Raw genomic sequence first — 12376 nt, 5'->3', positions numbered from 1 at the left:
ACCCTGCCCTTCTCGCTTACTCACGCTGACATGGAGCGCTCATGAGTTCACGTAACCCTGTGCTGTGGCCGGAAGGCCTGTTCGTCAAACCGCAGCATTTCCAACAGGCCGCCCGTGCCGCCGAAGCGGCCCTGCATCAACGTCTTGGCAGCCTGAACGCAGCCTTCTATGGCTTCAGCGAGCTGCAGTTGAACGACGAGTATCTGAGCCTGGGCAAGGTCGCCATCACCCGTGCACGGGGCATCATGCCGGACGGCACGGTGTTCGATATCCCTGCAGACCTGCCACCACCGCCACCGCTGGAAATCGAAGACGACGGCGCGAAGGACAGCGAGATCTACTTGTGCCTGCCGCTGCGCACCGAAGGTGGCCGTGAGGTGAGCTGGCCCGATAACCCCGCCAACTTCCGTTACAGCGCCCAGGCCCTGGAAATCAAGGACACGCACAGCGCCGACGGTGACCTGGTGCAGGTTGACCTGGCGGTGCCCAACCTGCAGCTCAAACGCAAGGCCGACGACAGCAGCGCCTACACCCGCCTGGCCGTGACGCGCATTCTGGAACGGCGCCCCGATGGCAGCCTGCAACTGGATGAAGGCTTCTATCCCACCAGCGTTTCAGTGCGCGCCGTACCCGCGCTGCAACGGTATCTGGAAGAAATCACCAACTCCCTGCGCGAACGTGCGCGCAACCTCGCCGCCCGCATTGGCGCCTCAGGGCAGTCCGGCATCGCCGACATTCGCGACTTCAACCTGCTGCAGGCCATGAACCGCTGGTGGCCATGCTTCCAGCATCTGGCCAGGCAAGGGCAGACCCACCCCGAACAGTTGTACCTGTGCATGAGCCAGGCCTGTGGCGAGTTCGTGACGTTTACCGACGAGAGCCGGCTGCCGCAGGAATACCCCGCCTATCACCATACCGCGCTGCGCACCTCCTTCAAGCCGCTGGAGGACACGCTACGCCGGGCACTGAGCACGGTGCTGCAACCCCGCGCCGTTTCGCTGCCGCTGGAGACGCTGGAGTACGGCTTGCTGACAACCACGCTGGAGGATCGCCGCCTGATCGACGAGGCCGACTTCATTCTGGCAGTGCGAGCCCACATGCCGCCTCAGACATTGCGTCGGATGTTCGTGCAGAAGGCAAAGGTCGTCTCGCTGGAGTCGTTGAACGAGGTCGTGCCGCTGCAGCTTCCAGGTATTCCACTGGTGCCGCTGCCCGTGGCTCCTCGGGATCTGCCCTTCCATGCAGGCTTCACCTACTTCGAGCTGGACCGTCGTTCCCCGGCTTGGGCGGGCATGGAGGCATCCAGTGGATTCGGTATCCATGTCGCGGGGGAGTTCCCGGGGCTGGAACTGCAGTTCTGGGCGATCAGGAGTGAATGAGATGAAACAAGAAAACAGCCCCCCAACTGATGCCGAACAGGTCGAAAGCGAGCAACTGCACGCGATGCTCGAGGCGTCGTTGTCCAACGACTCACCCGCACCGACAGCGGCTGATGGCGCTGAGCGAAAGCCGAAGGCAGAACCAGTGTATGAAGGCTACCCGGCAGACCCAGACTTCCAGCTACGTGGCGGCTACGACAACCTGATGCTGGATGCAGCCGCGCCGCTGTTCGGCCTGGTGATACGCCTGCGCACACTGGATGCGCTGCCCAACATCAAGGAGGTGCACCAGCAGGTGCGCAACCAGATCGAAAACGTGCGAGAAGAGATGCGCCAGCACGGCTACGAGCCCGCTCAGTTGCTGGCGTATTCATACGGTCTTTGCCTTTTCATCGATGAAGCTGTGATGGACAGGCCTTGGGGTAAAACCAGCTGCTGGAGCCAGGAACCCCTGCTCAGCATCTTCCACGACGAAACCTGGGGTGGAGAGAAAGTCTTCACCGTACTGTCGCGCCTCATGCAGGAACCCAAACGTTACCAGGACGTATTGGAGTTCATGTACTTCGCGCTTTGCCTCGGTTTGAAGGGCAAGTACGCCATCGCGCCGAAGGGCGAAGAATCCCTCAACGCACTGATACATCAACTGCACGGGATCATTCGCGAGCTGCGCGGCCCTACGCCGGAGACCGTCTGCGATCCGTACACCAACGTCGCCCCAAGCAACTTCCGCATGAACCGGCAATGGCCGTGGTGGAGTCCGTTGGTCATTTCCGCCCTCGCCATGGCGGTGGCCTACGGCATCTACAGCTACCGCCTGCACCTCATTACCACCGAGGTGCTGGAGTCGCTGAACGGCATCTTGCAGCAGTAGCGAGCCCACAAACGGCTCAACTGATTTCAAGGAATTAGCGAAGCGTTTGCTTCGTTGACAAGCCCATCGTTCCCGATGGCCACGCCACCCTGGGTGCGCGTGTTTATATCCACATGGACGCAGGAGAAACTGCCATGCCAACACCCGCTTACATCAAGATCATTGGTCAAACTCAAGGCAACATCACTGCTGGCGCATTCACCGCTGAATCCGTCGGCAATGTTTACCAGGAAGGCCATGAAGATGAAATCCTGGTTCAGGAAATCCAGCATGAGGTGACCACGCCTACTGATCCGCAGAACGGCCAACCCACCGGTCAGCGCGTGCACAAGCCGCTCAAGTTCACCAGTTCGCTGAACAAGGCCACGCCTCTGATGTATCAAGCGCTGGCCACTGGCGAAATGCTGCCGACCGTTGAAGTCAACTGGTACCGCACTTCAATGGAAGGCAAACAGGAGCACTTCTTCACGACCAAACTCGAAGACGCCACCATCGTCAGCATCAACACCGTGTTACCCCACGCTCAAGACAAGGAGAACGAAAACTACACGCAGCTGATCGAGGTTGCGCTGACCTATCGAAAGATCACTTGGGCGCACGATGTGGCCAATACCGAAGGGTCTGACGACTGGCGCGCACCCGCCGCCTGATATTTACGAATGCTCCGGGTGGGTATACCTGCCCGGACTTTGTATTACTTCAGACGGCGGACAAGGATTGCTTATGCCTAGCCAATCTGATTTGCGTTTCAGCTTCCAGCCCTTAGTTGGAAAAGCTGAATTCGAAGTGGTGTCGTTCGAACTCCGAGAGGGGATCAGCATGCCCTTCGAGCTGGAGCTGAAACTCATCAGCTTCGAAAACGATATCGACTTCGGCCACCTGCTCGACAAGCCCGTACTTTTTACCATCTGGAACGGCGAACGCCCGGTGCGTTACGTGCACGGCCTGGTCAGCCGATTCAGCCAGGCTGAAAGCGGCTTCTACCGCACCTACTATCACGCGCTGGTCGAGCCCCAGCTGGCCCGGGCCGACCTGCGCTCGAACTGGCGCATCTTCCAGCAAAAGACTGTCCCGCAAATTCTTGAGCTGATGCTCCAGCGCCAGGGCATCAACCAGTACGAACTGCGCGCCAGCATGGACCATCAGGTCCGCGAGTTCTGCGTTCAGGCCGGTGAGACGGACCTGGCGTTCATCACCCGCCTGGCTGCTGAAGAAGGCTTCGTCTACCGCTTTGCGCACAATGACAAGCTGCACAAGCTGATCATTACCGATCGGCTGCAATCATTCGGCTTGATCAGCCATGGGACCATCAAGGCCGAGGATGACGACGAGGGCTTTTTTGATGCCGACGAGCCTGTAGACCCTGACAGCGTGCTGTACCAAGCCACCGGCGGTGGCGATCAAGCCATGCCGTGCCTTCGCCGCTTGCGCTACAGCGAACAGGTGCGCACCGCTCGCCAGGTACAGCGCGACTACACCTTTACCAACCCGGCCTACCGCCAGGAACACAGAGCTGCCGGGCCCTTCCTGGAGCATCAGTCCAAAGAGTACGAATTCTTCGATTACCCAGGCCGTTACAAACGCGATGCGGTAGGCAAGCCGTTCACCGAAAACCGCATCACTGCGTTGCGCCACGATGTGCGTATTGCCGAGGTTGAGGGTGACGATGTTCGCCTGCAACCGGGCCTGAGCTTCACCCTGACAGGTCACTCACGTGACGACCTCAACGCGCATTGGCGAGTGAACACGGTTACCCACAAAGGCAAACAATTCACCAGCCTGCAGGAAGAAGCCGCCAGCGCAGATGTAAGCACGCACTACGAGCAGACCGCCGTGCTGGTCCCCGGCCGGACCGAATGGCGCCCTGCCCCACTATCAAAACCACGCGTTGATGGCCCGCACATGGCTACCGTGGTCGGCCCGAAGGGAGAAGAAATCTATTGCGATGAGTGGGGCCGGGTGAAGGTCAGCTTTCCCTGGGACCGTGAAAGCCAGAACAACGAGTTCAGCTCCTGCTGGGTGCGTGTGTCGCAAGGCTGGGCCGGTGGCAGCTGGGGCGCGATGGCGATCCCGCGCATTGGCCAGGACGTGATCATCCAGTACGTCAACGGTGACCCCGACCAGCCGATGATTACCGGGCGTACCTATTGCGGCGATCAGCTCCCGCCCTACGACCTGCCCGACCACAAGACCCGCATGACCATCAAGAGCCAGACCCACAAGGGCGATGGTTTCAATGAGCTGCGCTTTGAGGACGAACTGGGCAAGGAAGAGGTGTTCATCCATGCCCAGAAGGACCAGAACACCCAGGTCAACAACAACCAGTCTCTCACCGTCGGTGTTGATCGCACCCAGAGCATTGGCCAGGACGAGTCCGTTGCCATCGGACGCAATCGCCTGCGCGTCGTCAAGGCCAACGACACGCTGAAAGTCGGCGGCGGCAAAAACGACCTCATCGCCGGCGACTACGAGATCGAAGCAGGCAACACCCTGCGCCTCAAGTGCGGCAAGACACTGATCGAGATGCAGGCCAACGGCACGCTCAATATCACCTGCGAGACCTTCAACCTCACCGGGCAACAGACCGGACAGATCAACACGCCCGCAGCGAAGCTCGACCTCAACCCTGAGGGCGGAGCGGCAGGTGCCGCAGCGGATGGACGCGATAGCAGTGCACTGAAAGCCGATGTGGATGGGCATTTCAAGTAGCTGCTTGCACTTGCCCGTACGTAAAGACCTCCTGAAAGGACTCCAGCAATGACGGAATACCTGACTCACGACCTGATCCTCAATCTAGGCGAGGAAGCACCTGAAGACCTCACGCTCAACATGCTGCGCTTTCGTGCCCGAGACACCACGTTGGTAATGGCGCGCAGCCCCGTCGCCAATGACAAGACCCTGGACCAAGCCATCGATGACCAACTGCGGATGCTGCGAAAAAAGTCCGGGGCAATGACCATCACACCCACGAAGATCGCGCGTTTGGGGGGCGGTGAACACTCCGTCGAAGCCCGCGAAATGGCCATTGAATTCAAGGTGGGGGACAAGCCCAATTTCCAGCTCCAGGCCGCCTGCATGATTCCAGGTCAGCACCGTCTGCTGGTGATCAACTACAGCAAGCCAAGCCCTTTGAGCAGCGACGACATCGAGCACTGGCGCGCAATCAAACAACAGCTCCGATTCACCTGACCCCTTCACCACCCAGGTCAACCTCATTCAGAACTTTTGGAGCTTGCAAGCCATGGCGCAGATCGTTCACGCCGCCCGCATGGGCGATGAAATACTGCATCCGTCCCTGATCGCCGAAATGGTCAGTGCAGTTGCAGAGGCCGTCATTTATGCCGCAGCCACCGCCGCCGTGGCTGCCGCTATCAGCCTGGCCGTTGTCGGTACTGTCGCGACGGGGGGCGCAGCTGGCATCGCCATCGCCGCCGTTGCGGGAGTGGCGGTCGGTGCGATGAGCACCCTTTCGGTCGGTGAAGACCAGACTGTCGGCGATGCCATCTCCCGCTTTTGCGACAGCCTTGGCAACAGCGTGGATGCACCCGACCCCTATGGAAAGATCGAAAGCGGGTCACACAACGTGTTCGTCAACAGCAAGCCCGCCGCTCGCGCAGCCGGTATCACAGGGCCGCCAGGAGGGGGAGCGGCCGACGCAGAGCAAGCAGAGCCTTCGATTCTGGAGAACGTGGGCTCCATGGCCATGGCGGCGGTGCCCTACCTGCTCCCGGTGGTGGGGCTGGGCATGGCGATACGCGACATCTTCAACCCGCCCGTCACCACGCCAAAGGACCCCGGCGCGGAATCCAAAGAGCAGGACAAGATTTCATGCAGCCGCCACCCGCCTTTGCCCGAAAACCATATTGCGCAAGGGTCGGACAAAGTCTTCATCAACGGCCAGCCTGCAGCGCGATCGGGTGACAAGACCACCTGCGATGCCACGATCGATGTGAATGAGAAAGTATCGCCGAATGTGCGCATTGGCGGCGGGACAGCGACGGTTCGGGATATTCGCAATGGCAAGAGCAAGGTTGCGATGTTTACCGGGATTATTGCGGGCATACTCATTTCACGACGTTTTGGGCGCATCAAAGGTTGTAAATTGGGCAACCCCGTTGCGGTCGCCACGGGTAGCAAGTTCCAGGACGGTCCAGAGGATGTTGATTTCAACTTACCTGGCTTGCTGGGAATCCAATGGGCTCGTAGTTACGACAGTAGAGACTTACGCACCGGCGGCCTGTTCGGAAAGGGCTGGAGTGTTCCTTATGAAGTTGAACTGGTCCGCGTCCCGCATCCTGAAGGCGGCGAGTTGTGGATTTACGTCGATGAAGAAGGCAATCGCCTGGAACTCGGGCGCCTGCGCGCCGGCGATGCCTTTGTCAGTGTTGTGGACGGCTTGGCTTTCTTCCAGTTGGAGGATGGCCAAACGGTTGTCGAGGACATTCATGAGGGGCGCTACAAGGTTTTTGATGTCGACCCGCACGAGCCCAGTCGTTCAAGACTCATCAGGCTGAGCGACCGCAATCTCAATTACATAGATGTGCTTTACGACAAACAAGGTCGCCTTCAAGCACTCTATGACAAGTACGGCCAGACGGTTGTCCAGCTTCACTATGATGCTGCGCATACAAGGCGCGTATGCAAGGTGTCGCGGCTCTTCCTGTCAAATAACGGTGAGCCCGCTATCGAGCGGAACGAGCTGCTGGTCAGCTACGGCTATACCGACAGTGGGCAGTTGCAAGAGGTTCTGGATGCAACGGGCCAGGTGGTGCGTAACTTCGGTTATACCGAAGAGGGCTATCTGAAGCGTCACCAACTGGCCAGCGGCGCCGTCCGCGAGTACGCATGGGCACGCTACACCATTCCTGAAAAACGTCCTACACCAAGACGGGCGGACGGAACACCCTATCGCCTGCCGCCTTTGCTTGAGCCGCAACCTGACCACGAATGGCGGGTGGTTCGCCACTGGGGTAGCGATGGGGAGGAGTACAAGTTCGAGTATAACCTCGAAGAAGGCGAAACCCTCGTAACAGACGGACTGGGACGTATAGACCACTATTTCTGGGGCCCGCTGTACGACGTTTACAAGCATGTCGATGCACTTGGGAACTGCTGGCAAGCAGAGATCGTCGCCGGCCAGTTGGTCAAACGAACTGATCCGCAGGGCGGCGAGTGGGGATACAGCTATGACGATATCGGGCGTCTGATCGAGACACGTGACCCGCTTGGGCGAAGCGAACGCATAAGCTATCTGCGCCACTGGGCCTTGCCCGTTCAGGTCACAGACGGAGCAGGACGTACCCGGCGCTACGGCTACGATGCTCATGGCAATTTGCTGTGGGAGCAGGACCCACTGGGCCGGAGCACGCAGTATCAATACAACCCGGAAGGTCGTGTTACCCGCGTCACCGATGCCCTCGAAAAGACCAAGCACCTGGGTTGGAACACCCGTGGCCAGTTGCTCAGCTATCGCGACTGCAGCAACAACCAGACGCTGTACCACTACGACTTGCATGGCCGCCTGAGCGAAAGCATCAATGCCCGGGGAGAGCAGACCCACTTCCGCTATGACGCTCGCGGCTATCTCATAGAAAGCGAACGACCCGATGGTCGTATCGACCGCTACGAAGTTGATACCGCCGGCCAGCTGACGCGCTACATCGATCCTGCGCAAAAGATCTTGCAGTTTCGCTATGACCGCAGCGGCCGCCTGGTCAAGCGCACCGATGCCATGGGGTACAGCGTGAAGTTTCGCTACGACGCCTATGGTCGCCTGCTGCAACTCACCAACGAGAATGAAGAGTCCTACACGTTTGGCTGGGACAAACTTGACCGCCTGGTGGCACAACAAGATCTGGATGGAAGTGGCCGGATATACGAGTACGACACACTCGACGGTGTCACCAGCCTAACCCATGTCCCCTCTTCATACGAACAGCCACCCCTCTCCGACAACGCCCCGCCGACACGGGCCACTTCGATTCGCCATGATTTCCAACGTGATGCCGTTGGCCGCCTGCTGAGCAAACGCACCGAGGATGGCATCACCGACTACAGCTACGACACCGCCGACAACCTGTTGTCCATCACGTTCACGGACAACCAGGGTGAGCAACAGCAGCTTGATTACACCTATGACGCGAACGGGCAGTTGCTCAGCGAAACCAACAGTGCCGGGCTGCTGCAATACCGCTATGACGAACTGGGCAATCTGCAGACGTTGACACTGCCTGACCAGCGACAACTGAACTACCTGCACTACGGCAGTGGGCACCTTCATCAGATCAACCTGAACGGCCGGGTCATCAGTGACTTCGAGCGCGATGCGGTGCACGACGAAGTATTGCGCACCCAGGGAAGCCTGATCACACGTACCCGCTATGACCAGAGCGGGCGACTGAGCAGCAAGGCCATTCACTATCGCGATGCTTCGGTTGAAGTGCTGCCGTTGCTGGAGAAGAGTTACCGCTATGACAACAGAGACAACCTGATTGCTGAGGTATTGACCCAGACCCAACGTAGTAGCTTTGGCGACATTGCAGCTGATGACATCGCGCATCTTGAGCAGATTATTGGCCATTTTCATCGTTCACCTAACACAGGCAAGAGCTACACCGGTAGCAACCGTTATGGCTACGACCCGAACGAGCAGCTACAGAGTACTCACCAGTCTCGCCCCAACTGGCGAGCGACACAGGTTGAGGATTTCAAGTACGACAAGGCTGGCAACCTATTCGACGGACCGAAGCTCCACGGCCTGATCAAGCACAACCGTGTGCTGGTCTATCAGGACAAGCGCTACCGCTATGACCGATTTGGGCGATTGTGCGAAAAAAAGATAGGAAGTAACTGGGTACAATACTTCGAGTACGACGCCGAACAACGCCTGATATCCGTAGACCAGTACCGCAGCGGTGAGCGCGAACGTATTGTGTTCCGCTACGATCCTCTGGGAAGGCGAATCAGTAAGGATGTTTATCAAAGAGGCCACTCAGAACCACTGCGACGGGTCTTGTTTCACTGGCAGGGGTTACGCATGCTGCAAGAGGCGCAAAACGGCCTTATCAGCTTGTATGTCTATGCCAATTCAAGTAGCTACGAACCTATAGCCAGAATTAACGGCAAGTCTGGCAACGCAGAGCTAGAGTACTTCCACACCAATCAGAATGGACTACCAGCACAGCTCACCGACACCAAGGGCAACGTTATATGGCGAGGTGATTTTTTCGGATGGGGTGAATCACGCAGCGAATGGACAGCTGAAAGGCAAACAAGAGAGCAGAATCTACGCTACCAAGGGCAATATTTCGATCGTGAAATCAATCTTCACTACAACACCTATAGGTTCTACGACCCTTCAACTGGAAGCTTCACGCAAGCAGACCCACTAGGCCTGCTCGGCGGATTAAACCTCTATAAATACGCCCCAAACTCAATAAACTGGATTGACCCGTTAGGTCTCTCTTGCAATAGATCTGGAATCTCAATATCGAGCTTGGTCGCCCGCCTCCGAGCGACACTTAGGCTTTACCCGAAAGTTACTGACCCCAGGACTGGTCGCAGCATACCATTCCCCACCCAAATTGGCGGCAAGATTCCAACCGCTGATCGAGTCTCATGGGGCGCAACCGAACGTGGCGCATTCATCAAAGACTGGTATGATAAAGGATATGCAACACCAAGAGGCGGGTGGGCAGAGTACGACATTCACCATATCAAGCCAAGAGAATACGGTGGTGACAATACTTTCTGGAATTTAGTACCCGTACAGCGCAAGACGCACCAAGAACTCTTCAACACATTCTGGCGAAACTACAATGAGCTCTAACAAATTAACCACTGTAATTAGCAGACTAAAAATCAAATGGTCATCACCACAAATAGCCTACCATCATAAAGAAAAGTGCCCATTCCTTCTAGCCTGCACTTTTTCAAGCGGACTCAGCGATAGAGAAATTTCTGACCTTGCACACAGTTTCCCCAATGAACTCTTAGCACTATGGCGACTCAGCAAAAAATCCGAACTCTTTAAAGATAACCTATATGGACAATGGGGGATCGAAATGCTCACCCCGGAAGAATCCATCACCGAAACTGAAAAACTGCGACATACCCGAAGCGATGAAACACTAGCAGGCGACTTCGTCGTCGGCCGATTTTATGGCGACTCCGAATTATTAATACTTACCAAAAATGGTGAAATTTTGGCCTGCACACCTCTTGACCACAGACACGAATGGATAAAAGCAGCGGGATCATTATCGGAGTTTATGGAGAAAATAGCCGACGCAGAGGGCGCCAAATTTTGGGAAACCTCCCACTAAGCGAAAGGGCGATCAACAGACATCCAGCAGTATGTCTGTTACCGCCAAATAAAACCACCTGTCCGCAGGAGAAAAACATGGAACTTCCTTTCGCAAAATTCCAAGCCCAATACACCAAGATGCAAAGTGGTGCAATTAATAAATCCCCCGTACTTTCCGACGTACGAAGCAAAACCTGCTTATTGCCACCCTACAAAAACAACAAAGCAGAGTTCTACAATACGCTATACCACATCCCAACCCTGCATAAGCACCTTGCATTCTTTGGACACGACTTCACCGGATGTTTTTTTGTCAATACAGAGGACTCCTCCATCGGATACATGTTTGAAAACGACGAACTGACCAACACCACATATTGCAACTCAACAATAAACCTCTTCACAACCTTTCACAACCTATTTATAAACCTAACAACCAGAATAATGAGCATTGAAATATTAGATACCAACAAGCAGATCGCCACACTTCAAAAATTTTATTCCGAAATAGACAGCAAAGCCATGGCCAAGGAGGACAACTTTTGGGTCATGCGCCTCTATGAGTTATCAGAAGAATTTTTTCCGCTGGATGACTCGAGAATAAAGCTCTACCAATCACTATAACAAGCACAACTAGAGATCTCACATATGGACACGCTCGGGGACAAAAAGCGGTACTTCATAGAGAACTTTTAAACACGAACAGGGTAATCGGCGAGTCAACATCCAACAACAGAGGCAACAAATATAATTCTTTCAGTCAGTCCAGGACCGATGAGCGGGTTGCGTACTTCAAGCAGGCATCACACTCCTCTTAACAGCTGGGCCAGTGGCAGCTGGGGCTTGATGAAGAGCTCGGAGACCACACCCCACACCTCGTCCGAGTATTCGTAACGCTTAGCCATCACAGAATGCCTTTCCGTCGATGCGGGGGGACTCTGCAAAGTTTCAGCGTTCGAGGGGCGGTGATTGGGTTATTTGGGATTTCGTACAAAGCCTGGAAAGGCCCGAATGCCCACGGATCCTGATGGATCTGACTGAAACGAAAAAAGACGCCGAAGCGTCTTTTTTCAATGATTTACAGATTCCCATGGAACCCTGTAAATCTATATTTGGAGCGGGAAACGAGACTCGAACTCGCGACCCCGACCTTGGCAAGGTCGTGCTCTACCAACTGAGCTATTCCCGCGTCGTGATGGGTGCCATTCTAGCGATTTCTAAAACAGCGTCAACCCCTTGATTCAAAAAAACTTTTATTTCTGCTCAGAGCCTTCGCGCAGGTGCGGCCAGGCGGCCAGCAGGTAGTGCACCATCGACCACAGGGTCAGCCCCGCCGCCACCAGCAGCAGCGCGTAACCGAGGATTACCCAGAAGGTCACCGCTGGCGGGTTGCCCAGCAGGATCACCAGCGCCAGCATCTGTGCCGCGGTTTTCCACTTGCCGAGGTTGGACACCGCCACATGCGCCCGCGCGCCCAGCTCGGCCATCCACTCGCGCAGCGCCGAAACCACGATCTCGCGGCCGATGATCACCGCGGCCGGCAGGGTCAGCCAGAAGTTGGCGTGGGTCTGCACCAGCAGCACCAGGGCCACCGCCACCATCAGCTTGTCGGCCACAGGGTCGAGGAAGGCACCGAACGGCGTGCTCTGCTGCAGGCGGCGCGCCAGGTAGCCGTCCAGCCAGTCGGTGGCGGCGGCAACGGCGAACACGCTGCTGGCGGCCATGTAGCTCCAGTGATAGGGCACATAGAACAGCAGGATGAAGATCGGGATGAGCAGGACGCGTAGAACGGTGAGCAGGTTTGGAATATTCATCGGTACG

9 protein-coding genes and 1 tRNA gene are annotated in these 12376 nt (G+C 56.6%); 8 read left to right on the top strand and 2 right to left on the bottom strand.

What is annotated here, in order from left to right; genetic code table 11:
- Positions 1-41: 41 nt before the first annotated feature.
- The 8 genes from tssK (at position 42) to ABIB24_RS08710 (ending at position 11179) form a co-directional block, all read left to right on the top strand.
- The gene (gene tssK, locus ABIB24_RS08745) at positions 42-1379 is read left to right on the top strand and encodes a type VI secretion system baseplate subunit TssK (RefSeq protein WP_025339900.1); all 1338 of its coding nucleotides are present in this window, start codon (positions 42-44) and stop codon (positions 1377-1379) included.
- Position 1380: 1 nt separating this feature from the next.
- Positions 1381-2250, top strand: a complete 870-nt coding sequence (gene icmH / locus ABIB24_RS08740; protein WP_137164421.1) for a type IVB secretion system protein IcmH/DotU — start codon at positions 1381-1383, stop codon at positions 2248-2250.
- A 134-nt stretch (positions 2251-2384) separates the two neighbouring features.
- The gene (locus ABIB24_RS08735; protein WP_025339902.1) at positions 2385-2900 is read left to right on the top strand and encodes an Hcp family type VI secretion system effector; all 516 of its coding nucleotides are present in this window, start codon (positions 2385-2387) and stop codon (positions 2898-2900) included.
- A gap of 73 nt (positions 2901-2973) precedes the next feature.
- The gene (locus ABIB24_RS08730; RefSeq protein ID WP_137164422.1) at positions 2974-4959 is read left to right on the top strand and encodes a type VI secretion system Vgr family protein; all 1986 of its coding nucleotides are present in this window, start codon (positions 2974-2976) and stop codon (positions 4957-4959) included.
- Positions 4960-5007: 48 nt separating this feature from the next.
- Positions 5008-5439 carry a DcrB-related protein gene (locus tag ABIB24_RS08725; protein ID WP_025339904.1) on the top strand — a complete coding sequence of 144 codons (432 nt, stop codon included), beginning with the start codon at positions 5008-5010 and terminating at the stop codon, positions 5437-5439.
- Between the two features lie 52 nt (positions 5440-5491).
- The gene (locus tag ABIB24_RS08720; RefSeq protein WP_354316325.1) at positions 5492-10078 is read left to right on the top strand and encodes an RHS repeat-associated core domain-containing protein; all 4587 of its coding nucleotides are present in this window, start codon (positions 5492-5494) and stop codon (positions 10076-10078) included.
- Positions 10068-10574 (top strand): hypothetical protein, encoded by a 507-nt coding sequence (locus ABIB24_RS08715; RefSeq protein WP_354316324.1) that lies wholly within the window; start codon positions 10068-10070, stop codon positions 10572-10574. Before ABIB24_RS08720 ends, ABIB24_RS08715 begins: the two co-directional genes overlap by 11 nt.
- A 77-nt stretch (positions 10575-10651) precedes the next feature.
- Positions 10652-11179: a hypothetical protein gene (locus ABIB24_RS08710; protein ID WP_354316323.1), complete on the top strand. Its 528-nt coding sequence runs from the start codon at positions 10652-10654 to the stop codon at positions 11177-11179.
- Positions 11180-11668: 489 nt separating this feature from the next.
- Here the strand turns inward: ABIB24_RS08710 and ABIB24_RS08705 are convergent.
- Both ABIB24_RS08705 and pgsA read right to left on the bottom strand, forming a co-directional pair.
- A tRNA-Gly gene (locus ABIB24_RS08705) sits at positions 11669-11744 on the bottom strand.
- A 64-nt stretch (positions 11745-11808) separates the two neighbouring features.
- Positions 11809-12369, bottom strand: coding sequence for a CDP-diacylglycerol--glycerol-3-phosphate 3-phosphatidyltransferase (gene pgsA / locus ABIB24_RS08700; RefSeq protein WP_025339908.1), 561 nt, complete (start codon positions 12367-12369; stop codon positions 11809-11811).
- Positions 12370-12376: the final 7 nt, after the last annotated feature.

It is taken from the genome of Pseudomonas sp. UYEF17, from assembly GCF_040546125.1.
Classification (GTDB): Bacteria; Pseudomonadota; Gammaproteobacteria; order Pseudomonadales; family Pseudomonadaceae; genus Aquipseudomonas; species Aquipseudomonas putida_Z.
The sequence above is the reverse complement of the archived record's forward strand: the minus strand, read 5'-3'. Positions and strand labels throughout refer to the sequence as shown.